Origin of the sequence: Paenibacillus sp. FSL P2-0089 (assembly GCF_038595095.1) — a bacterium.
In the GTDB taxonomy this organism is placed as follows: domain Bacteria; phylum Bacillota; class Bacilli; order Paenibacillales; family Paenibacillaceae; genus Paenibacillus_AQ; species Paenibacillus_AQ silagei.
The window spans coordinates 1,572,283-1,594,897 of the sequence record NZ_CP152006.1; the positions used below are offsets into that span (position 1 = coordinate 1,572,283).

The 22,615-nt window shown below is 53.5% G+C and carries 17 protein-coding genes and 1 riboswitch; of the genes, 15 read left to right on the forward strand and 2 right to left on the reverse strand.

What is annotated here, in order from left to right:
• Window positions 1-275 precede the first annotated feature (275 nt).
• The 11 genes from NST69_RS06360 to NST69_RS06410 all read left to right on the forward strand — a co-directional run bounded on the left by NST69_RS06360 (window position 276) and on the right by NST69_RS06410 (window position 15,942).
• Window positions 276-2,543: a helix-turn-helix domain-containing protein gene (locus tag NST69_RS06360; RefSeq protein ID WP_339313193.1), complete on the forward strand. Its 2,268-nt coding sequence runs from the start codon at window positions 276-278 to the stop codon at window positions 2,541-2,543.
• Window positions 2,544-2,955: 412 nt separating this feature from the next.
• Complete coding sequence (locus tag NST69_RS06365) at window positions 2,956-4,569, forward strand: extracellular solute-binding protein (protein ID WP_339313194.1); 1,614 nt, start codon at window positions 2,956-2,958, stop codon at window positions 4,567-4,569.
• Between the two features lie 137 nt (window positions 4,570-4,706).
• A complete protein-coding gene (locus NST69_RS06370) occupies window positions 4,707-5,546 on the forward strand; it encodes an ABC transporter permease subunit (RefSeq protein WP_235191891.1) in 840 nt (279 codons plus the stop codon).
• Window positions 5,547-5,571: 25 nt separating this feature from the next.
• Window positions 5,572-6,444 carry a carbohydrate ABC transporter permease gene (locus tag NST69_RS06375; RefSeq protein WP_339313195.1) on the forward strand — a complete coding sequence of 291 codons (873 nt, stop codon included), beginning with the start codon at window positions 5,572-5,574 and terminating at the stop codon, window positions 6,442-6,444.
• Window positions 6,445-6,523: 79 nt separating this feature from the next.
• On the forward strand, window positions 6,524-7,426 hold the full coding sequence (locus NST69_RS06380; protein WP_342550095.1) for a TIM barrel protein: 903 nt from the start codon (window positions 6,524-6,526) through the stop codon (window positions 7,424-7,426).
• Between the two features lie 70 nt (window positions 7,427-7,496).
• On the forward strand, window positions 7,497-9,275 hold the full coding sequence (locus tag NST69_RS06385; protein WP_339313196.1) for a hypothetical protein: 1,779 nt from the start codon (window positions 7,497-7,499) through the stop codon (window positions 9,273-9,275).
• Between the two features lie 359 nt (window positions 9,276-9,634).
• Window positions 9,635-11,017, forward strand: a complete 1,383-nt coding sequence (locus NST69_RS06390) for a radical SAM protein (protein ID WP_342548807.1) — start codon at window positions 9,635-9,637, stop codon at window positions 11,015-11,017.
• A gap of 69 nt (window positions 11,018-11,086) precedes the next feature.
• Window positions 11,087-11,221, forward strand: coding sequence for a hypothetical protein (locus tag NST69_RS06395; protein WP_281068293.1), 135 nt, complete (start codon window positions 11,087-11,089; stop codon window positions 11,219-11,221).
• 77 nt (window positions 11,222-11,298) lie between these two features.
• Complete coding sequence (locus NST69_RS06400) at window positions 11,299-12,669, forward strand: radical SAM protein (protein ID WP_209879930.1); 1,371 nt, start codon at window positions 11,299-11,301, stop codon at window positions 12,667-12,669.
• Between the two features lie 28 nt (window positions 12,670-12,697).
• Window positions 12,698-14,653 carry a radical SAM protein gene (locus tag NST69_RS06405; RefSeq protein ID WP_342548808.1) on the forward strand — a complete coding sequence of 652 codons (1,956 nt, stop codon included), beginning with the start codon at window positions 12,698-12,700 and terminating at the stop codon, window positions 14,651-14,653.
• A 41-nt stretch (window positions 14,654-14,694) separates the two neighbouring features.
• Window positions 14,695-15,942: an MFS transporter gene (locus NST69_RS06410; RefSeq protein ID WP_342550096.1), complete on the forward strand. Its 1,248-nt coding sequence runs from the start codon at window positions 14,695-14,697 to the stop codon at window positions 15,940-15,942.
• Between the two features lie 257 nt (window positions 15,943-16,199).
• Here the strand turns inward: NST69_RS06410 and NST69_RS06415 are convergent, their stop codons facing one another.
• On the reverse strand, window positions 16,200-16,595 hold the full coding sequence (locus tag NST69_RS06415) for a hypothetical protein (protein WP_342548809.1): 396 nt from the start codon (window positions 16,593-16,595) through the stop codon (window positions 16,200-16,202).
• A gap of 140 nt (window positions 16,596-16,735) precedes the next feature.
• A complete protein-coding gene (locus NST69_RS06420) occupies window positions 16,736-17,992 on the reverse strand; it encodes a helix-turn-helix domain-containing protein (protein WP_342548810.1) in 1,257 nt (418 codons plus the stop codon).
• A 116-nt stretch (window positions 17,993-18,108) separates the two neighbouring features.
• On the opposite strand from NST69_RS06420, the gene NST69_RS06425 reads away from it, so the two are divergent.
• The 4 genes from NST69_RS06425 to NST69_RS06440 all read left to right on the forward strand — a co-directional run bounded on the left by NST69_RS06425 (window position 18,109) and on the right by NST69_RS06440 (window position 22,271).
• Window positions 18,109-20,388 (forward strand): glycoside hydrolase family 3 C-terminal domain-containing protein, encoded by a 2,280-nt coding sequence (locus NST69_RS06425; RefSeq protein ID WP_342548811.1) that lies wholly within the window; start codon window positions 18,109-18,111, stop codon window positions 20,386-20,388.
• A 62-nt stretch (window positions 20,389-20,450) separates the two neighbouring features.
• Window positions 20,451-20,562: riboswitch (guanidine-I (ykkC/yxkD leader) on the forward strand.
• Window positions 20,563-20,620: 58 nt separating this feature from the next.
• Window positions 20,621-20,980: a multidrug efflux SMR transporter gene (locus NST69_RS06430; protein WP_339313202.1), complete on the forward strand. Its 360-nt coding sequence runs from the start codon at window positions 20,621-20,623 to the stop codon at window positions 20,978-20,980.
• 1 nt (window position 20,981) lies between these two features.
• A complete protein-coding gene (locus tag NST69_RS06435; RefSeq protein ID WP_209879950.1) occupies window positions 20,982-21,296 on the forward strand; it encodes a multidrug efflux SMR transporter in 315 nt (104 codons plus the stop codon).
• A gap of 111 nt (window positions 21,297-21,407) precedes the next feature.
• Window positions 21,408-22,271: an aldo/keto reductase gene (locus tag NST69_RS06440; protein ID WP_342548812.1), complete on the forward strand. Its 864-nt coding sequence runs from the start codon at window positions 21,408-21,410 to the stop codon at window positions 22,269-22,271.
• The last annotated feature ends 344 nt before the right edge of the window (window positions 22,272-22,615 follow it).

Consider the following 22,615-nt stretch of genomic DNA (forward strand, 5'->3'; position numbering starts at 1 on the left):
CCACATTTACCCACTCCAGCCCGTTATTCCCAAGCGGGCATTGGCACAGGTGCGCGGGGAGGGAGGGGCTGCGGGTAGAATGACTTTATCTGGTTAGCTGGAGGGGAAGCGCATGTGCTATAATGGCAGGAATTCGAACGGCGGTCAGTATGGCCGGTTGCCGCAGATGAAATAGATCTGAAGTCCATAGCCGCCCCAGAGCCGCCTTGGACGATATGTATATGAAGCGGCCGGATGCGGCCGGGTATTCTGATGGTTGTGGAGGAGGTTGTCGAATGTCCCGTTCCTGGTATCGCCGGTTGCTGCTGTCTTATTTCCCTATATTTTTGCTGACGGTGACGATTCTGATCTTTGCCTCATTTGTGTTTATTAATGATATCTCCCGGACGGAGACGAAGAAGGCAGACCGCATCTCCGCCAGCTATCTCAGGGATAGTGTGGACCGGACGATCAAGGAAGCCGAGCTGTCGGTGCTTGATGCGGTAGAGCGGAGCGAGGTCTACAAACGTTATTTCAATACGCAGAGCCAGCCGGACCAGGCGACGATCTATGCGGTTGCCCAGAGTCTGCGCAATCTGATACAGGAATCCTCATATATCCAGTCGGTGTATTTGTATGACCGGGTGCGTGGAAGCGTTCTAACCGATACGGGGCTGAAGGAGCTGGAGGGATTCGCCGATGAGGACTGGATCAGGGCCATGACTTCGACTCCGGCAGTACCGGAAGGCTGGCAACCGGTCAGGGATTATCATTCGGGTCTGTCCCAGCGTACAGAAATTCGTGTGCTGACAACCAATAAAGCAATGCCGCTTCCCTTCGGCTCCGGGGGGATACTGGTCATTAACATCAAAGTGAGTGCCCTGGAGCAGCTCATCGACAGCATGGTTAACCAGCAGCTCTCGTTCATGACTATTCTGGACGGCAATGGCAACACCGTGTACCAGGCCCATTCCGATACGGAAGGTGCGGCTGACGGCAAGCTGCTGAACACACTTAAGCTGGAGAGAACCGGCTGGACGTTCGAGAGCGGAATCAAGGCGGGGAATCTGTTCAGTTGGGTCTCTGTGATCTCTTATCTCTGGGTAGCGATAGCGGTGGGGACCGTGGTCTGTGCGGTATTGTATCTGATCTATGTCACCCGGCGCAATTATAAGCCGATCCAGGTGATTATGAACCGGATTGAAGGCCATCAGATCCGCACGATGGATCAGTCTACCGACAGGCCGGACGAGATGATGCTGATTGACGGCGTGCTGGAGAATCTGATTAACCACATGACCGATTATGATACCAAAACCAGGGAGAACCTGCTGCTGCAGCGCAGCAAGCTGTTCACCGATCTGCTGCACAGCGAGCGGCTGGAGCAGGTGACCCGGCGGCTGGAGGAGCTGTCTCCGCTTACCGGTGCGAATGCTTCCTCGCGCTTCATCGTTGTGCTTGGGGAGATTAACCGCTATGAGCAGGTATTCGAGGACCGGTATACCCGGGGGGATCAGAATACGCTGAAGTTTGCCCTGATGAATGTATTTCAGGAATTGGCACGGAATGCGGAGCTGCAGGGATGGGCAGAATGGGTGGGAACCGAACGCGCAGCGATTCTGTTCCTGGCGACTGGCAGCGATCAGGAGATGGAGGCCAAGCTCCGGGTCTTCGCGGAGGATTGCCGCTCCTGGGTTGAGCAGAATCTGCGGATCTCGCTCAGCTTCGGTATCGGCTCCGCTGCCGCCGGGCCGGGGATGATCCGGGAGTCTTATGCGGCAGCCGAATATGTGATGCAGCACAAGCTGCTGATTCATGAGGATATCGTCTTGGCAGGCAGCGGCGAAGCGCGCCAGCCGCTGCTTGAGACGTATAAATATCTGCAGATGATTGCTGAATTCGTGAAGTATTTCCGCATGTCGAGCGGCCAGTGGCGGGAGCAGCTGGAACGGATCTTCGAGTCGTTTGAACAGGATTTCCTGAAGGACGAGGATATCCGTTCCCTGATCCAGGCTATGCTGCAGATGCTGAGCCGGGAAGTGGCGGTGATGTCTGAACAGCTGCAGGACGAGCTGTCGGCAGAGAATGCTGAGGTCCGGCTGAAGCAATTGGAGGAGGCCGAGGCGCTCTATGAAGTGAAAACCATTCTATTCGAATATGTCACCGATCTATTCCGCACCTATGTCTCTGCCAGCGAAACGAAGAGCTACCGGGCCATGGTCAATGAGATGAAGGATTATATCGAAGAGAATTTCACGAATCCCGATCTCTCGCTGAAGCATCTGAGTGACCGGTTCCAGGTCTCCGGCAAATATGCCAGCTATCTGTTCAAGACCGAATTCAAAATGAAGTTCGTGGATTTCCTCACCGAGCTGCGGATGAAGGAAGCGGAGCAGCTGCTGATAGATACGGATTGTTCCCTCCAGGACATCGCACTTCAAGTAGGGTATGCGAATGCCATTTCGTTCGGAAGAGTCTTCAAGCGGATTGCCGGCATCACGCCGGGCGATTACCGCTCCTCCAGACGCCGCGAAGCAGCCTCCAGATTGGAGCCGCAGGACTAGCGTAAGCTGGGGAAATGAAGGAATTCCGTTTGATGGTGAAGCATGGGATTCATCTGCCGCATTCGTGTAAGGTCCAGGCCGCATTTCTCTTACGCCAACCTCTGAACAAGGGGGGGCGAATAGCGATGCGGCCTGTGTTTTTGCTGATATGAAAGCGGTTTATTGTACGAAAATCGTTGGTCTGATAAACCGGATGTCCGAATTCAGGCGCTTTATCGCATCCGAAACAGGTTTATTGTCAGACCTCCGAAAGTTATGGAATACTGTGGTCATCCCGCAGCAGCAAGCAGCCTTGAAACACTGAGGCCGGCCTACATGAACGGGATGAACGAATAAGACATACGGGCATCATCAAGCTCGGGGGTATCATGAAGTCACCATTATAGCCTGCTAAGGCGAGGGAGATGGAACAATGACAGTGAACGTAAACCAAAGAGTTCTGAAGAAGGCAATCGGCATCGGCTTGACCGCAGTAATGGGAGCTACTCTGCTTGCAGGCTGTTCCTCAGACGGTAAATCGAATTCGGCAGCCGGAGGTACAGACGCACCCGGGAAGAGTGCGGAACGCGTAACCTTGAAGGTGGAGATCTTCGACCGCGGTAAAACGCCGAAGCAATACACCATTACCAACAACTTCGTGTCCCAGATGATTCAGAAAAATTTCGGTGATCCTAATAATATCAATGTAGAATTTGTCCCGGTGCAGCGTTCTGAAGAAGTGACCAAGTTGAACGTATTGATGGCCAGTAATACGGATGTGCCGGATATTGTCTTCACTTATGATTCCAGTGTCTTCTACCGTTACGCCCAGCAGGGCGGGTTGACCGACGTAGGTTCCTTATTAGAGGAGCACGGCCAGACGCTGAAGAAATTCATTGGTGACGAGACGATGGCCTTCGGCCAGCTCGACGGCAAGCAGTTCGCTATCCCTGGTAAACGGGCGATTACAGGCCGCTACGCTTCATACATCCGCCAGGACTGGCTGGATAAGCTGGGGCTGCCGGTACCGAAGAACACCGATGAGCTATACACTACTTTGAAAGCGTTTAAAGAGAAGGACCCGGGCGGTCTTGGCAGCAAAACCATTCCGATGGGCATGTCCCTCGGCTCGGCTCAGCTGGAGACCCTGATCTACTCCTTCATCAAGCCGATCAGCGGCGACCTTACTTACAGCCAGCGCTACGAGCTGCCGCTGCATGAGGGCTTCAAGGATGCGGCACAGTTCCTCAACAAGCTCTACAATGAAGGGCTGGTCAGCAAGGACTTCAGTCTGGATGAAGACAAAGCCCAGGTATCCAAGGATATTCAGAACGGCAACGTCGGCTTCTGGTCGGAGGATGTGGATAGTATGTTTTATGCCGATGGCACTCTTGATAATCTCTACAAGAATGTGCCGGGCAGCAAGGTGCTGCCGGCGGATATCCTCACCAATGCCAAGGTGGACAATAAATATATCAAATCCCGCTATGCCTCGAACGGCATGTACATCATGATCCCTAAGAGCAGCAAGCGTGCGGTGGAAGCGGTGAAATATCTCGATTGGATGGCGACTGGCAACAACCTGATTGACATTTACAACGGTGTTGAAGGCGAGAACTATGATATGGTGGACGGCATCCCGGTCGTTAAGGCTGATGTTTCCCAGGAATTCCAAGACCGTCTGTTCACTTCCGGGGACACCGCGATTATCTCCAACGGTAAGAACCTCGGCGATCAGGCTACCAATGAGAAAGCCTGGGTTCTGGGCTTCCCTGCCAACAATCAGGAGGTGCTGAAGCAGTCCATTGACATTGCCAACACAGATACTGTGGGTCCTATCGTCTTCGGCAAGCCGATTGAATCGGAATCGAAATACGGCACTACGCTCAGCGACAAGCTTAACGTGATTATCGTGAAGACTGCGATGGCGAAGCCGGATCAATTCGATACTATTTTCGAACAGGAAATGAAGGACTACATGTCTCTGGGCGGAGACAAGCTGAAAGCGGAGCTGGAGCAGGCGCTTACAGAGATTTCAGCCAAATAAACTAAAAAAAGTGAAAACCGGGGGGAGCTGGCATGCTGCTCTGCCCGGTTTTTTCTCCATAGGAGGAGAGGAACTTGAGCAAAGCGTCTTACATCAGAAGGTATTGGCAACTATACGCGCTGCTTTCACTGCCCATTATGTATTTCCTGATTTTCCGCTACGGCCCGATGTACGGGGTGCAGATTGCCTTTAAGGATTTCAACCTGTTCCAAGGCATCAACGGCAGTGAGTGGATCGGCTTCGATGCGTTCCGCGAAGTGTTTGGCATGAAGGAGTTTTACAGCAGTCTGCGCAATACGTTTATGCTGAATTTTCTCGATTTGATAGTGTCTTTCCCGGCCCCGATTATTCTGGCTATTATGCTGTATGAAGTGAAGTCGGTATGGTTCAAAAAAATATCACAGACCCTCCTCTACATTCCCCATTTCATTTCCTGGGTGATTATCGGGGGTATCGTCTATCAATTGTTCGGCAACCAATCCGGTATGGTGAACGGTGTACTGGAGAGCATGGGGCTGAATCCTATTCCTTTTTTGACCGAAAAAAATCCATGGCTGATTACCTACCTGTTCACGGGTGTCTGGCAAAGTGCCGGCTGGGGGACCATCCTGTATCTGGCGGCGCTTACCGGTGTCAACCGCGAGCTGTTCGAGGCTGCTGAAGTGGATGGGGCTACCCGGATGAAGAAGATCTTCTACATTACGTTGCCCAGTATCAAACCAACCATTATTACCCTGCTCATTCTCAACCTGGGGAAAATGGTCAGCATCGGCTTCGATCGTCCTTACATCATCGGGAATACGGCAGTGCGCGAATACTCCGATGTGCTTAGTACCTTCGTCTACCGGATTGGTCTGGAATCGGGCCAATATACGCTGGCAACTGTAGTTGGATTGTTCCAGGCGGTGGTTGGACTGGTGTTCATCCTTGGTTCCAATTATATATCGAAAAAAGTGACCGGCGACGGCATTCTATGATTATACAGAAAGGAGGCGGAGTACGATGAGTGAACGTACCTCTAACCGGATATTCGATATCGTTAACGTTACCTTTATTGCGCTGTTCGTGCTGTTCTGCCTGGCTCCGTTTATACACGTTATTGCGGTGTCCCTCAGCTCCACGCGGGCCATTACTTCCGGGGAAGTTACGATTTTCCCGATTGAGCTGAACTGGAAGGCGTATGTGCAGGTCTTCACCGACAATGCGATGATCCGCTCGCTGATCTTCACCATTATTTTGACGATTGCGACTACGGTATTATGTATGCTTTTCACCGTTGCAGCTGCTTACCCGCTGACCAAAAGCAAGCTGAAGGGCCGTACGATGTTCATGTACCTGATCATCATCACCATGTTCTTCAGCGGCGGTATTATTCCTGAGTACCTGCTGATCCGTGATCTGCATATGATCGATTCTGTCTGGTCGCTGATTCTGCCCGGTCTGGTCAGCCCGTTCAACCTGATTATCCTGATCTCCTTCTTCCGCAGCATTCCGCCGAGTCTGGAAGAATCGGCCGAGATTGACGGCAGCTCGCATATCCGCACCCTGCTCAAAATCGTTCTGCCGTTATCCATGCCGGTTATGGCAACACTCGCGCTCTTCTATGCGGTGGGACGCTGGAACGGATTCCAAGATTCCCTGATGTATATCAATAATCCCGATCTCTATCCGCTTCAGCTGAAGCTCTTCCAGATGGTTCAGAACAACATGATCACTGAGCTGACGAACCTGGAGGGGGCGGCCCGCACTAAGCTGCCGCCGGAGAGCCTCAAGGCCGCTACTGTCGTCTTCGCCACGGTACCGATTCTGGTCGTCTATCCTTGGCTGCAGAAATATTTCGTCAGTGGTGTTATGCTGGGAGCTGTGAAGGGCTGATTGATATTACTTAGGCGTTGCGAGAGGAGAGACGGTCGTGGAGGATAAGGGAGAATTCTCCTTCTCCACCTGCTGGAATATGAGACGTCATTCTACAGGTGATGGATTACTTAATGAGATCCGGGAGCTGGGGTTCCGCAGGGTGGAGCTGAATTATAATGTGACGGAGGAAATGCTGGTTACCATCGAGCCGATGATTGAACGCGGGGAGATCGGTATATCGAGCGTTCATAATACGTTCCCCCATGTCCCGGACCCTGACTACGGCACGGATTCGGTCCTGCTGGGCTTCGAGGACAAGGAGAAACGGAAGCGGGCGATAGACCTGCTGGTTCGCTCGGCAGAGTACGCTCAGCGTTACGGCGGCGAAGCCGTGGTAGTGCATCCGGGCGAGGTACCGTTCCCGTATGATATCTCCGGGGAGCTGGAGCAGATCTACGAGGGGCAGGGCAGGGATTCGGCAGCTTACCGCAGCAAATGGGCGGAGCTGATGGAGCGGCGTGAAGCGTATAGTACAGGCTATGTGCAGACCATTATCGAGAGTCTGGACGAGGTGTGTAACCGCGCGGTGTCCAAGGGGCTGAATATCCGCTTCGGCATCGAGACCCGCTCCAAGGCGCAGCAGATTCCGACACTGGCGGAAGCGAAGACGATCATCCATGCCTTAAAGGGAGCGCCTGTCGGCATCTGGTACGACACGGGTCACGCTATTCTGATGGACCGTCTGGGCCTGTATGACAGTATAGGGGAAATGGAAGGGCTGATGGATGATATCGTCGGTGTCCATATTCATGAGACGATCGGCCTTGCCGACCACTGGTGCCCTTATGTGAACAGCGGAGATCCGGATTTCTACGATGCCTATCTGCCGATGATTGAACGAGCGCAGGTCAAGGTGTATGAGCTGAAGGCGGCCTGCCGCCCGGAAGAGATACATGAGAGCCACCGTCTGCTTACAGCTAAGCTGGCGCGCAGGGGATAGGCAGAAGGCGGATGGGAATCAGAGAAATCAGAGAAATTAGCCAGAGAGCTTCCCGCAAGGAGGAACCCTAATGTATAAGCAATTGGTAGAGAGTAATGACAGAGCAGTAGAACAGGGAATCCCCCGGCAGGTGCTGGATCAGAGCAACCTGTATTATGGAGGAACTCTTGATCCCCATACGGGGATTGCCTGGGTGAATCACACCACTGGTACCCCGACGGATATGTGTTACTGGGGTGCGGCGCTGGTGAACCCGGATTCGAAGTATTACCGGGATGAGGAGCTGCTGGAACGGCTGAAGCTGGCGACGGAGTTCGTGCTGCGCTTCCAGCATCAGGACGGCTCTATCTCCCCGGGCTGGACGAATTATCATTCGCCGCCGGATACGGCCTTCGTTGTGGTCGGCTACGCGCAGTTATATCAGCTGCTGGCGAAGCAGGAGTGGCCGCCGCTTCAGCCGGTGCTGGACAACATGCTCCTGTTCCTGGAGCAGTCCCTCCCCGTAATGCTTACGGGCGGGGTCCATACTCCGAATCACCGCTGGGTGATGTGCGCGGCGTTAGGGTTTCTCTATGAGCTGTTCGGCAAAGAAGAGGCCCGGCAGCGGGCGGATGAATGGCTGGCAGAAGGAATGGACATCACGCCGGACGGGGAATGGACCGAGCGGAGCAACGGCATCTACAGCGCCGTAAGTGATATTATGCTGATTCATGCAGCCCGGCTGCTGGATAAGCCGGAGCTACTGGAACCGGTGCGCCGGAACTTGCACATGATGGTCTACCTTGTTCACCCGTCCGGCGAAGTCGTGACCGATTATTCCGGGCGGCAGGATCTGGGGGTGCTCCATGATCTGTCTCCTTATTATCTGCCGTATGCGATCCTTGCCCGTTCGGACAAGGATGCCGTGCTGGCCGGTATGGCGGAATGGGCCGGACGCTCCTTGTCCAATCCAGGCGTCTGCTCGGTGAACGCCCTGGTACGTATGCTGCTGGAGCCGGAGCTGCAGCAGCCGCCGGAGGCTACAGCAGAGCTGCCTGTGCAGTATGAGCAAATCCTGAACGGTGATTTCCTGCGGGAGCGCTATCTGCAAAGAATGGAGTCGGCGGGTCACCAGGGACGGATCTACCACAGCCGGCTGCATACCGACTTCGGGGCGCCTGTGGCCCGGCTCAGAGACGGGGCGACCAGCGTGACGCTGATTACGGAGACGCCTTCGTTCTTCGCGATGCGTCACGGTGCTGTAAGGCTGCTGGCCGTGCAGCTGAATACCAGCTTCTACCCCGGATTCGTGCCGATGCAGGAGATGACCCGGCTGCCAGAGGGCTACCTGCTGAAGGGCGTGCAGAAGAAGGGCTACTACGGTCCGGTGGAGAGTGCGCTTCTCCCGCCGGAAGCGGGTACGGCTGTCAGTCCGTGGTATCTTTTGCCGCATCAGAGCCGTCCGCTGACCCATGAACAGACGTTGTCTGTGGAGACTGAGGTACACCGTACGGAGACGGGCTGGACTATCCGGCTGCACTGCGCGGAGCCTGCCCAGGTCCTGGCTCAGTTGTCCTTCAAATTCGGCTGGGAAGGTAACTTCGCTTCAAGCGAGCTTCCGCCAGCGGCTCAGGACAACTTCACCCTGGGAGAATTGCAGGCAGTGGACGAGGATAACTTCCTGTGGAGCGGCGGACAGATTCGGTATACTTCTGGCGGAGAGTGGATCGACCTGACGGGCGGCGAAATGGCCCATCTGGGCAGAACATCCCCGGAACCCGGCCCGCCGAAGAGCTACAAAACCGTGCAGGTTAACCTGGTGACCCCGTTTGATAAGACATTTACGCTTACACTGTCTCCTGCGCAGTAGAGTTGGCAGGGTTTGAGATAGGATTGAGTGGGCGCTGACATGTTCACTTGGACATGCGCAAAGACACCAGCATCTTCGGAGGCTGGTGTCTTTGGCGTGAGGATACGGTTGGCACAATGAGGTGCATTAGTGCACCTGATTTCGGGGAAAGTTGGCGGCAGGTGCGGACTGGAGTGGTTAACCGCTTCTATCTACTTATTGTAAGAGTAATTGGGAATTTCTATTTCCCTGTTTTTTTATCATTTAATAGATTATTTCCTATTTTATGACTTTTATCATAGTTGTCCATCAGGAAAAGTTTTACATTATTTACAAGTTAGTAAATGCAACTCTATCAGTCCTGAGGAGGATGAGGGCGTATGAGATTGTCTAAGTATAACTACAAACACAGATTAAGCGATGATGTTCTGCTGATCATGAATACATTAACCGGCGCTGTAGACTTGGTTGAGCCTAAGGTAGCCCGTGTTCTTTTTAATAGAAGCTCTGATACATCTGCATTAAACGATCTGGATCCGGAAACGCGTACCCTGCTTAAGAGCAGAGGGTATCTCACGGATATGAACGAAGAACATTATGTCCGTGAATCACTTGAAACCCACTACCGCTCTCATCCGGCCTTACAATTCACAATCTGCCCCACATACAAATGCAACCTCGCCTGCCCTTATTGCTTCCAATCGGACATTCACCAGGACTCGCCGACGCTTGACCTTGCACAGATTAATGAGATATTTCAGGCGATGGATCAGATGGTGCATCTGAAGCCTGAGGCGGCCGTCCAGTTCGAGCTTTTCGGGGGCGAGCCCTTCCTGGCCCGTAATCAATCTCAGGTGGAGTATATTTTACAGCAGGCTATTGAGCGGAGTTGGCCTATTCTCTCCATTACGAACGGTACCGAACTCGGTGCGTATTTCCCTTTTCTGCAGAAGCACTCGGCGCATTTCCTCCATATGCAAATCACACTGGACGGCCCGAAGGAGATCCACGACCAGCTGCGTAAATACAGGAACAACAGCGGCAGCTATGATCTTATCTGCTCGAACATTACTTTTCTCCTGGAGCACCATATACCCGTAACCGTCCGAATCAACACAGGCCGGGAGAATGTCCGGCATTTGCCGGAGATGTTCGCCGGGTTCGAGCGGCTTCAGTGGACAAGCTCACCTGATTTCTCCTGCCAGATTGCCCCGATCAATGATAATTTCAATACGGGGAAGGTTGCCGGCTTCCAGCCTGAATCTGATCTTCTGAAGCAGCTTCATTTACTCTTCCCGGATTGGGAAGCCACCCGGCGCAGGTATAAGGTCAGCCTGGGGTATTTCATGGAGAAGAAGCTGCGTATACTCCGCAAAGCTATGTTTGACACAGACGATGACCACTATTACTTCGATCTGTCCGGCTGCAGTGCTTCAAAGCGTCATAATCTCGTATTTGGTGCAGACGGGCGGCTGTATCCTTGTGTTGAAACCGTCGGATTCCCGGATTATTCGATTGGGAGCTACCTTCAAGGGCTGCATTTGGATGAAGAGAAGTGGCAGAGATGGCAACGGGATATCGTGGTGAATGACAAATGCAGACACTGTAATCTTGCGCCTCTCTGTGGGGGCGGCTGCGTACTGAAAGGAAGCAGAGACGGGGAATTACGGGATTTCGAATCGAACTGCAGCGATACAAGGCAATATCTGAAGACCTATCTCGATCTTCACCGGGACCGTCTGCTCGAAAGCTATTGCCAGTGAACTCCATTACCCTGATGTCAAGGTATTTACCTTGCCATATATATTCTTAGAGGAGAGGAGGTAATGTACATGAAATCACTGACGAAGAACAAGGATCTCTGGACGAATCTCTCAGCCAAAGACCTTGAAGAAATTACGGTTCCAATGGCATGTTGCCAGAAAGCATCCATTCAAATCAACAATCCTACCAAAAAAGCCATCTAACAGCATCCTTATATTTGGGAAATAGCGGGAAGCGCATCCTTATGCCTTCCCGCTGTTCATACCAGGGGGGATAGATATTGTATATTTCAGAATATATTCTTACGTATCGCTTAAGAAATGGCCGTCATCTTATCTTCAATTCCCTGTCAGGCGCAATGGATATTGTGGAAGAGCATATCAGCCAGTTCCTCCAGAAACAACAGCCTGTTGCCTATACTCTCACCGCTGATGAAGAACAGTTTCTGGCCGGCAGAGGTTATCTGTACAGGGAGCGTGAAGAGGAGCAAGCCCTGATCCGCCGGTACAAAGAATACCTGGATCAGCATGGCTCGGGTGACATTTCCTTTGTGTTCTGTCCTTCCATGACCTGTAATTTGAAATGTGTCTACTGCTTTGAGCCCCAAGAGATCCGCTCCAGCCATGAACAGATGACTGAAGATCAGGTGCAGGCTGCCTTCCTGGCCATGGATCAAATCATGCAGCAGCAGCAGTCCACCCGGCATCATTTTGTTATTTTTGGCGGAGAACCGCTCCTGCCCCTGAACCATTCTATCGTCGGACTTATTCTTGAGCAGGCCAAAGCTAGGGGAATTACAGGAACCGTCATATCCAATGGGGTGTTCCTGTCACACTATCAGGAATTGCTAGAGCCTTACAAGGATATGCTCAGAATCCAGTTAACCATAGACGGCCCCCAGGCGGTTCATGACCGGCGGCGGATCACCCGGGCCAATGAGGGAACCTTTATGAAAATAACCGCTCAGATTGACTCCTTCCTAGAGCATGATTTCGACATCGCTATTCGTGTCAATCTGGATGGTGAGAATATAGAGCATCTGAATGAACTCCTGGATTTCTTCCAGGAACGGCAATGGAATGCTTACCCTAACTTCTCGGTTTCACTGTCTCCCGTTGAGAATTATGCAGGGAATTCCGCCCCGGGCCTGCTGCCCAGCTATCAGCTCACGGAATTCATCAAAGTGCATGTGCCAAACGATAAACTAAAAAGGCTGAATGTCGTATTAAACAGTGATCTAACCAGACTCTCCCTGCCGTTCGAGCACGTGCTGGGAACAGGCCTCGCTAAAGATAACTATTTCCCTAACTATTATTTTTGTGAGGCGGCCGGAGGAAAAACATTCACCTTCTCGCCGGACCACCAGGTCTACCCTTGCACCAGTATTATAGGTAATCCCAAATGGAGTCTTGGAACGTATTACCCTCAGCTTAAGCTGGATGACCAGAAGCTGGCGCTCTGGAAGGAACGTCATGTCTTGAATCAGCCGGAGTGTAAAGGATGCAATATCGCTTTTCTATGCTCCGGGAATTGTCCGGTTCAAGCCGACCGAACCACCGGTTCGATCTTAGGCGCCTACTGCGGAAATGTGAAGCGTGACCTTGACAGCCATCTGGAGCTGCTGAATGCTTCGTTCACCGCCTTAAGTTAAATCTTCTCTTACGTGAGGTGACTGGGAAATGATTCAATTGATATGTCCGCCCTATAATGCAGCTGTGGATACCGTTGATCCTCCGCTCAACCTGCTTGTGCTAGGCGCTGCACTTCTTGAAGCGGGGTACGGGGTATGTCTCACTGATCTGGCATTACTCTATTCAGGCACCAGCCATTTCGATACAGCAGCCCTTGCCGGTATTGCCCAATTAATCATCGGCAAGCCATCCAGAGTTCTCGGATTCACGGCGATGTGCGGCAATTATTCGATCGCACTGAGAATTGCGGAGGAATGCAAACGGCTGGACCCGGACAGAATCATTATTCTTGGCGGACCCCATGCGAGCTTCGTAGCGGCTGAAACCTTAACCCATTTCCCAGCGATAGACTATATCGTTGCCGGAGAAGGCGAGCTGACGCTGCCGGAGCTGATTGCGGTCCTGGAGTCGGGCCATCCGCTCTCAGAGGTAGAAGGAATCTGCTTCCGTGAAGAGGGGACAATCCGCACCAATCCGCCGCGGCCGATTCTGAGGAATCTCGATGATACGCCCTTCCCTGCCTTTCATCTAATCGAGGATATTGAAGCTTATTTTACCACTCCGGAGAGCCGGTTTTTTCCGGTTGAGGCGGGACGCGGCTGTCCCTTTAATTGCAGCTTTTGCAGCACCTCGACCTTCTTTTCACGAAAATACAGAACTAAAAGTCCTGCACGGATCATCGCCGAGATGAGATACGTCAGGGATCGTTGGGGAATCACCCATTTCAGCTTAACGCATGATAATTTCACGGTTAATCAGAAGTTTGTCAGACAATTCTGCCGGGAGCTGCTGGATTGCAGCGAGCCCTTCACCTGGAGCTGCTCCTCCCGGACGGACCACGTCAATATAGAACTGTTTGAGGTGATGATGCAGGCTGGATGTAATGGCGTCTTCTTCGGGATTGAGAGCGGCAGCCAGCCCATCCAGCAGGTCATTGGCAAAAAGCTCGATCTGAACCAGGCTTATGAGCTGCTCCGCGAGCTTCATCGGCTGGGTCTGTCATGTACGGCTTCATTTATTACCGGATTTCCCGAAGAGACAACCGAAGACCTTAATCAGACGCTGGATATGATTGTCCGGCTGCTCTCCATAGGAATAGCGGATGTGCAGCTGCATCAACTGTCCCTTTTTCCCGGAACCCAATTGTTTGACGCAGCGAAGGGCAGCCTGGTGCTGGACGAGCAGTTCTGGAGCACGAACGATATGAACAGTGATTTCCAGCTATCCGGCATTGAAAAGAACTGGATTGCCAGCTACCCGCAAATTTTCAGCAACTATTACTCCTTGCGGTCTGTGGATACACACACTCTGCACAGGATCAGAAAGCTCTACTACCCGCTGGCCCGTTCGTTCTTCCGCACCTTGTATTATCTCAATCATCTGGCGGCTGTTCCATACACCCGTACAATCGAATATGTCTCTGCCAGGCTGGATATGCATGAGGCAACACCGCCGGAAGCGGAGCTGGCCCTCATTCTTGATGAGCTGGTGCAGGGTCTTGTGCCGGAAACCGGGCGGGTCCTTAAGGACTTCCTGTCTTATGAGCGTGCGGTGATGGAACTGATGCAGCAGGATACAGCACCGCAGGACACAACTGCTATGAAGCCTGTCAAAGTGATGCAGCCGCACTATTCCATCCCTGCGCTGAAGCTGCACAGTCCCCTTCCTGCAGAGCTTGAGCTTGCGGAAGGGCATGAAGATTGGATTCTGCTGGTGCTGGAGAGCGCACCGGCTCTTGAAGGGCGCAGGCGCTACGTCCGGGTGATGAGCATGGACCCTTTAAGCATTGCTATTATTCAACAGATGGAGGACGGGAGCGACTTCCGGACGGTTGTACACAACCTGGCGTTAGAGAATCCTTTTGCTGCCAGCGAACAGGATCGGCAGGAATGGATCAGCCGGGTGTACGACCATTTCTATACGCATGAATTGCTGACTTCCTAGGGTGACAATACCGAAAGAGAGGGGGCCTTTCCTTGTGGAGTATGCTGAAGAACGGAGTGTTCCGCCGGTTATGGTGCACGCAGACCTTATCATCTGTAGGAGATGAGATCAGGAACTGGGCCATCCTGTTCTGGGTATTTGCGGAAGCGGATCAAGCTGTCTTTTACCGGACAGCTCTTTTGTTTGCCCAGATGCTCCCGGTCTTTATCATGGCTCCTCTTGCCGGAACATGGGTTGACCGCAGGAAACCAAAGAAGGTGCTGCAGGCGACACTGGTGATCCGGGCTGCGATGTCTTTTGTACTGGCCGGATTGATCTGGATGGAGCAGGTTCCGCTTTTGCTGGTCATGCTGGCCTTTGCGTGTACGGTTCAGCAATTTTTTCAGCCTGCCATCAGTAAATTAACGGTCACAGCCGTGGACAACGAGGATTACGGTACCGCCAGTTCCTCTGTAAAGACGGTAGATACGCTGATCAGTCTTGCCGGGCCTGCAATCGGAGCCTTTGTCTACCAATGGTGGGGGGCGTCAACTTCTTTAATTGTGGACGGCTTTTGTTTCATCGCAGGCAGCCTGTTCATTCTGAGTCTTAAGGTGAGCCCGGCCCCCCTGGCAGCACCCTCCGATTCCGGTCCGGCAACCTCCTTTTGGGTGGATGTCCTGGAAGGCTTCCGCTATATCTTCGCTTCTGCGCTCACCAAACGCTTATTTATCATGTTGGCGGTAATGGGGGCGTGCACAGGGGCGATTAATCTGTTAAATATATATTTCGTAGTGAAAGAGCTGCATTTAGACCAGAATTACTTAGCCTGGGCAAGCACCGCCGGGGGCATCGGTATGTTCGCGGGGGCGCTCGGTCTGAACCTGCTTGGGGCAAAATTCAAAAATTATGTGCGAATCAACATTTGGGGAGCAGCGGTCATGACTCTGGGGCTGTTGCTGCTCACGCTCTCCTTCGGCTCTTGGTCCATGCTGCTCAGCCGTGTCATTATCGGGATTGGCATATCCCTGCTGAGCATTACGCTGTCGACTCTGTTAATGACCTATGTTCCTGAGAACCTGCTCGGACGCGTCGGTTCCGTGTTTGAAGGCGGTCCGCTGGCGACCAATATGCTGTCTTATCTATTCTTCGGATGGTTGTATGTGTACACTGGCGCCAGATTGATCTTCGGCATCTCTACTATACTGTTCTTCATGGCGTTTCTGCTGGCCCTTAGCCTTCAGTCTATACTCTCCCCGGCCCGGAGAGTCCGTGCCGAACAGCAGGAGTTCATCAGCCCGTCCCAGTAACAGCCTAACCCGGGATGCACCGGCGGTATGACAAATGAGGGGCATAGGTGCACCTGATTTCGGAGAATGTTGGCGGAATGAGCGAATGAAGGGCATAAGTGCACCTGATTTCGTGGAAAAGTAGGCGGAATGAGCAAATGAAGGGCACTAGTGCACCTGATTTCGGGAGAAGTAGGCGATATGAGCGAATGAGGGGCATAAGTGCACCTGATTTCGGGAGAAGTAGGCGGAATGAGCGAATGAGGTGAAAACTATCGCTACATGAGATGAGCCCCCAGGCTGCTGAACTGCATCAGCCTGGGGGCTCTAATGTCAATTGTATCAGTCTCCCCCACCGCCACCAGAATCACCGCCACCAGAATCTCCACCACCGCCGGAATCACCGCCTCCATGGCTGCTGTGACCGCCGCTGTCCCAGCCTCCGTGGCTGCCGTGATGGTTGCCGCTGCCATGGTTATGGTTATGATCATGTGAATGATTCCCGTGGTGATGACCATGATGATGGCTGGCACCGCTGTGCCCGTCCGTGCCTGGATGGATTTTATGTGGGCTGTTTTCGTTGTAGCTGCCCGCATCGGCCCCGGTACCTGTGATGAAATAATGATCTCCCGCGTGAGAGCGGGTTCTATTTCCGTAATTTTTGTACCGCGCATTACGATTACTGCGATTAATAAACATCACCGCAACGAATATGACTGCTACTGCGAATAGTAAGCTTCCCATCATGCAGAACCTCTCCTTTATCCAAATGTAGGATTGCCCTCATAGCAGAATCATACCATAATTCTGGAATCTACCTGGAATGCTGCTTGAATTGTCCCGGGGTGAGGCCGGTATACTTCTTGAATACCTTAGTAAAATAGCTCTGGTCGTTAAAATGCAGACGGGTAGCGATATCCGACAGCGTGATCCCGGGCAGCTGAATCAGCTGCTTGGCTTCTTCGACCCGCTGCTGCTGGATGTAGTCGCTGATGGCGGTGCCGGTTTCTTTTTTGAACAGCTGGGACAGGTAACTTGCGCTCATTCCGGCGTATTCAGCCAGCCTGCCGAGCGGAAGCTCCTCATACAGATGGTTGTATATGAAATTCCGGCACCGGTCGGAGACGCGGGAGTGTCTTGCGCTGCTGCTGCCCTCTACCTGATCGGCGAAGTCGCATAGAGCGGCCAGCATGGCGCTGTCCACCGCCGGAATATCGCGGAGCTCCTCAATATACTGGATATGGAAGTCGCTTAGCGTATAGGCAATCTCCCAGAACAACCCGCCTTCAATCGCTGCGCGGGTGGCCAGCGTGATGGAGGAGACAGCCAGATTTTTTTTGCTGCGCAGCTGGCTTTTGCGGGACAACCTTCCGTAGCTCTCTTCGGCAAAAGAAGCATGGGTCCGCAGCAGCCCCTCCTTGTCCCCATTGGTAATATAGCGGAACATCTCGCGCTCCTGCATCGGGTCATGGTGCAGCCATGTATGCTCGCGGCGGTAGGACAAGTCCAGATCCGGGCTGTCGTCCGCCGGATGCAGCGGTTCCGCCAGCGGACCCGCCGCCAGCAGCAGCTCCGTTACGGATAATGCCTGCCTGGTGACAAGCGTGTAGAGCAGCAGCGCCGCATGATACCAGCGCTTCCGGCTAATTACAGGCAGGTTGCCGTAATACTCCAGCCAGCTTGCCTGCTGCCCGGGCGGGATGTTGTGGTCGCGCAGCAGGCTGGCTGCATTATCACCGGTAACAGGTGCGTTCAGCGCCGGACCGGTGACGATGGCACCGTCAGCGCTGGGAAGCTGGAGAATAATGAAATTCTCCAGGAAGCCAGTCGCGTACAGACGCGGTAACGCGGCTGCGGCCGCCTCCGCGCTGGGGTTCTCACGTACTAGCTCCATCACCTCAACCGGCAGGCCGCCCGTTCCCTGAACGGAAGGGCGGTTTAGTGCAGCCGGTCCCAGGGCTAGACGGGGCGCAGCCGCTTCATCCAGCCACAAGACCGGGACCCGGTAAGCTTCGTAGATCAGTTTGCAGATGTATTGTATACCTTCGTCATTCCCGATTTCCTTCGCCATAGGCCGCCCCCTCTTTTGTCTACTTAGAATACCAAAAATCGAATTAGAGTACCATAATTGGCCGGGACAGTCGTATAGAATGAAGTCAAGAAACCGTATTCATAGGAGGCTATATAATGGCAAAGGACGTAACAGAGCTTCAAAAGCTCATTTCGCAAATGACACTGGAAGAGAAGGCCGGACTCTGCTCCGGGCTGGATTTCTGGAACACCAAAGGCATTGAACGTCTGGGTATCCCCTCAGTGATGGTAACAGACGGTCCCCACGGTCTCCGCAAGCAGCAGGGTGACGCAGACCATCTTGGATTGAATAACAGTGTACCGGCAACCTGTTTTCCGTCAGCAGCCGGACTTGCCTCCTCGTGGGACCGTGATCTGATCTTCCGGGTGGGCGAGGCGCTGGGAACGGAATGCCAGGTGGAGAATGTCGCCGTTCTGCTCGGACCAGGCAATAATATCAAGCGTTCTCCGCTGAATGGGCGGAACTTTGAATATTTCTCGGAGGACCCGTTCCTGGCCTCAGAGATGGCTGCAAATCATGTGAAGGGTGTGCAGAGCCAGGGAGTGGGGACGTCGCTAAAGCATTATGCTGCCAATAACCAGGAACACCGCCGCATGTCAGTGGATGCAGTTATTGATGAGCGGACGCTCCGCGAGATTTATCTAGCCAGCTTCGAAGGCACCGTGAAGCAGAGCCAGCCGTGGAGTGTGATGTGCTCGTATAATCAGGTGAACGGAGAGTATGCTTCCGAGAGCTATGAGCTGCTGACCAAGGTGCTGCGTGATGAATGGGGCTTCGAAGGCTTCGTTGTGTCGGACTGGGGAGCGGTCAATGAGCGGGTGAAGGCACTGGCAGCAGGGCTGGAGCTGGAAATGCCGTCAAGTGCTGGAATCGGAGACGCCAAGATTGTAGCGGCTGTGAAGAGCGGTGAATTGGCTATGGAGACGCTGGATCTCGCTGTAGAGCGGATGCTGGCCTTTATCTTCAAAAGTGTCGAAAACCGCAACCCGCACGCTGTCTTCGATGCAGATAAGCATCATCAGCTTGCACGCGAAGTGGCCCGGGAGAGTATGGTGCTGCTGAAGAACGAAGGCGGGATTCTGCCCCTCGTGAAGAGCGGCCGGATCGCCGTGATCGGTGAATTCGCCAAGCAGCCGCGGTATCAGGGCGGGGGCAGCTCGCATGTGAATCCATCCCGGATGGATGATGCCTTCGTCGAATTGCAGGCTGTTGCCGGGGATGCGGCCAGCTTCCTGTACGCACAGGGCTATGAGCTGGAGAGCGATGACATCAATGCTGATCTGCTGCGCGAAGCCTGTGATACAGCAGCTAAGGCGGATGCAGCTGTGCTGTTCCTTGGTCTGCCTGACCGCTACGAATCGGAGGGCTATGACCGTAGCCATCTGCTGCTTCCTGCGAGCCATAAGGCGCTGATTGAAGCGGTGGCCGAGGTCCAGAGCGAAATTATTGTAGTGCTGAGCAACGGCGCGCCGGTCGAGATGCCTTGGCTGCATAGGGCGAAGGCGGTGCTTGAAGGCTATCTGGGCGGTCAGGCTTTTGGCGGGGCGGTTGCGGATCTGTTGTTCGGCGAAGTGAGCCCGAGCGGTAAGCTGGCGGAGACCTTCCCTATGAAGCTGAGCGACAATCCGTCATTCCTGAACTTCCCCGGTGAAGGCGATACGGTGGAGTACAAGGAAGGCTTGTTCGTAGGCTACCGTTATTATGACAAAAAAGAAATCGAGCCGCTGTTCCCCTTCGGCTACGGCCTCAGCTACACGGAATTCGAGTACAGCCGCCTGCTGCTGGATCAGACCCGCATTCAGGACACAGATACCGTTCAGGTATCGGTCACTGTCAAGAACACCGGCAGCAGAGCGGGCAAGGAAGTCGTACAGCTCTATGTCAGTGATGTGGAGAGCCGTGTGATCCGTCCGCTGCAGGAGCTGAAGGGCTTCGGCAAGATTGAGCTGCAGCCTGGGGAAGAACGCAGCGTAACCTTCACTTTGGATAAACGTTCCTTCGCTTATTATAATGTGCAGTTAGGCGACTGGCATGTGGAGAGCGGGAGGTTCAAGATCGCTGTAGGTTCTTCCTCGCGCGATATCCGCCTGAGCACGGAGCTTGAGGTGGAATCCACCGTGAAGCTGACCACCCGGTTCCACCGCAACACCACAGTCGGTGACCTGCTTGCCAATCCGCTGACGGAGGAGAAGGCGAAGAGCTTCAGCAGCGTGTTCGGGCTGGAGGATGCACTTGGCGACAATCCGGAGATGCTGCTGGCCATGATGAAATACATGCCGCTGCGCGCCATGATCGGCTTTGGTCAGGGCAAGTATACCGAGGCGGATCTGGAAGCGGATCTACAGGAGCTGAACAGGCTGGCCGGACAGGAGTAAGAGATACAGGGGTTGCATTCCGTAGCATGATTTGCTAACATACGTTGTAAGTTCATAAGCAGTTAATAGTTCTCTAGGGTTCCGCAGCAGGTACACACCGCTGGCCTGGTCCGAGGGAGAACACACGGATGAAGCTAATCCGTGTATACACGGAGGGACAAAAGCCCGGGAGGTATCGTCAATAATGACGATAACCTTCCGGGCTTATTTTATGACACAGGAGGCAAGGGAAATGAAGAAAAGCACTAAGAGCTGGATCATGATTGCAGGCGCTGCCTGCTTTGAAGTGATATGGGTCATCGGGCTGAAGCATGCCTCCGCTCCATGGGAATGGGCGGTTACGGTAGCGGCCATACTGATCAGCTTCTACGCCCTCATCTGGGCTAGCGGCAGGCTGCCGGTCGGGACGGTCTATGCTGTATTTGTCGGACTTGGAACCGCGGGTACCGTTCTGGCGGGTGGAGTTCTGTTCGGTGAACCGCTGCGGCCGTTGAAGCTGCTGTTGATCGGCCTGCTGCTGGCCGGGGTCGTCGGACTGAAGCTGGTTACCCCGGCTCAGGCTGAATCTGAACAGACAAAGGAGCTGAACTGATATGGCATGGGTGATGCTGATTGCCGCTGGTATATGTGAAATGTTCGGGGTCGCCATGATTGGCAAGCTGCACAAGGACCGCAACTGGCAGTCTGTCTGCCTGCTGATCCTAGGCTTCGGGGCAAGCTTCCTGCTGCTGTCTCTGGCGATGGAGAGTCTGCCGATGGGGATTGCATATGCGATCTGGACAGGGATTGGAGCGTCCGGGGCAGCGATTATGGGCATGTTGTTCTACGGTGAAGCAAGGGATGTGAAGCGGATTGCCTGTATTGTAGTGATTTTGGGAGCCGTAGCCGGCCTGAAGCTGATCGGCTGAGAATTCCCGCTGAAACGTTACTGAGTTGGACACTTAACGGATGTTTCGTTGCCCTGGATATGGTAAGTATAGTAAGTAAGAACATTATTCTTATAAGGAGACTTATCACATATGAGCAGACCTGTATCTGAGAATATCCGCCTGAACGACGGAGCCGTGCTGCCCAGACTGGGGCAGGGAACGTGGCGGATTGGCGACCAGCCGGGGAAGCGGGCAGAAGAGATTGCTGCGCTTCGCCAGGGTGTAGAGCTGGGGATGAATCTGATTGATACGGCTGAGATGTACGGGGACGGCCGCTCCGAGGAGCTGGTTGGTGAAGCGCTGCGGGGAATCCGCGACAGCGTATTTCTGGTCTCCAAGGTCTATCCGCATAATGCGGGCGGGACTAAGCTGATTAGCAGCTGCGAAGCCAGCCTCAAGCGGCTCGGGACGGACCATCTGGACCTGTACCTGCTGCATTGGCGCGGCAACATTCCTCTGGAAGAGACCGTGGAGGGGATGGAGGCACTGGTTGCTTCCGGCAAAATCGCCCGCTGGGGCGTATCCAATCTGGATACGGCAGATATGCAGGAGCTGCTGAGTATTCCCGGCGGCAATCACTGTGCAGTTAATCAAGTGCTCTATCATCTGGGCTCGAGAGGGATTGAGCATGAGCTGCTGCCTTGGCTGAGAGGACATAAGATTCCTGTCATGGCCTATTCTCCGCTGGCCCAGGCAGGCACACTGAGAAAAGGGCTGACTGAGAATGAAGCTGTGCAGCAGATTGCCCGGAATCATGAGGTCACTCCGCTGCAGGTTCTGCTGGCCTGGACCATCCGGGACGGGGAGGTCATCGCTATTCCCAAGGCTGCCACCCGTGAGCATGTGAATGAGAATGCGGCTGCCGCGAGGCTTGTGCTTACAGACGACGAGCTGTGGCAGCTCGACGATGCTTTTCCCCAACCGTTGTGGAAGGTTCCGCTGGACATGATTTAATCATAGCTTAACCGCTGTTGCATGGCATAGCTGTCTCCGTTGAGGGGGCGGCTTTTTTTGTCTGCCCCGACAGCGGGCAAATATAGCCGTATGAGCTACAGCCCTAAGTTCTTACATTATCCATCCGCAGGTTGATTCTGTTCTTTACACTACCTAAGCCCTAAATGATATTATACGTGAAATTGTGCATCCTATGAGGAAGCTTGTAGGCCGTTGGAAGCAAGGAGAATACTGGACTTAAGCCCCTTGGCAGGAACTCTTAAATGTTGTCAACAATGTTCATGCCGAAACCGTGTTTTCAATTTGGTGACAAAGAAAGCGCTTTGATTTACGATGTGTTCAAA

Bases quoted from the DNA above. Each gene is read 5' to 3' on its own strand.
- NST69_RS06360 (WP_339313193.1), top strand. From the start codon at position 276: ATGTCCCGTTCCTGGTATCGCCGGTTGCTGCTGTCTTATTTCCCTATA.
- NST69_RS06365 (WP_339313194.1), top strand. From the start codon at position 2,956: ATGACAGTGAACGTAAACCAAAGAGTTCTGAAGAAGGCAATCGGCATC.
- NST69_RS06370 (WP_235191891.1), top strand. From the start codon at position 4,707: ATGTATTTCCTGATTTTCCGCTACGGCCCGATGTACGGGGTGCAGATT.
- NST69_RS06375 (WP_339313195.1), top strand. From the start codon at position 5,572: ATGAGTGAACGTACCTCTAACCGGATATTCGATATCGTTAACGTTACC.
- NST69_RS06380 (WP_342550095.1), top strand. From the start codon at position 6,524: ATGAGACGTCATTCTACAGGTGATGGATTACTTAATGAGATCCGGGAG.
- NST69_RS06385 (WP_339313196.1), top strand. From the start codon at position 7,497: ATGTATAAGCAATTGGTAGAGAGTAATGACAGAGCAGTAGAACAGGGA.
- NST69_RS06390 (WP_342548807.1), top strand. From the start codon at position 9,635: ATGAGATTGTCTAAGTATAACTACAAACACAGATTAAGCGATGATGTT.
- NST69_RS06395 (WP_281068293.1), top strand. From the start codon at position 11,087: ATGAAATCACTGACGAAGAACAAGGATCTCTGGACGAATCTCTCAGCC.
- NST69_RS06405 (WP_342548808.1), top strand. From the start codon at position 12,698: ATGATTCAATTGATATGTCCGCCCTATAATGCAGCTGTGGATACCGTT.
- NST69_RS06410 (WP_342550096.1), top strand. From the start codon at position 14,695: ATGCTGAAGAACGGAGTGTTCCGCCGGTTATGGTGCACGCAGACCTTA.
- NST69_RS06415 (WP_342548809.1), bottom strand. From the start codon at position 16,595: ATGCGCGGTACAAAAATTACGGAAATAGAACCCGCTCTCACGCGGGAG.
- NST69_RS06420 (WP_342548810.1), bottom strand. From the start codon at position 17,992: ATGGCGAAGGAAATCGGGAATGACGAAGGTATACAATACATCTGCAAA.
- NST69_RS06425 (WP_342548811.1), top strand. From the start codon at position 18,109: ATGGCAAAGGACGTAACAGAGCTTCAAAAGCTCATTTCGCAAATGACA.
- NST69_RS06430 (WP_339313202.1), top strand. From the start codon at position 20,621: ATGAAGAAAAGCACTAAGAGCTGGATCATGATTGCAGGCGCTGCCTGC.
- NST69_RS06435 (WP_209879950.1), top strand. From the start codon at position 20,982: ATGGCATGGGTGATGCTGATTGCCGCTGGTATATGTGAAATGTTCGGG.
- NST69_RS06440 (WP_342548812.1), top strand. From the start codon at position 21,408: ATGAGCAGACCTGTATCTGAGAATATCCGCCTGAACGACGGAGCCGTG.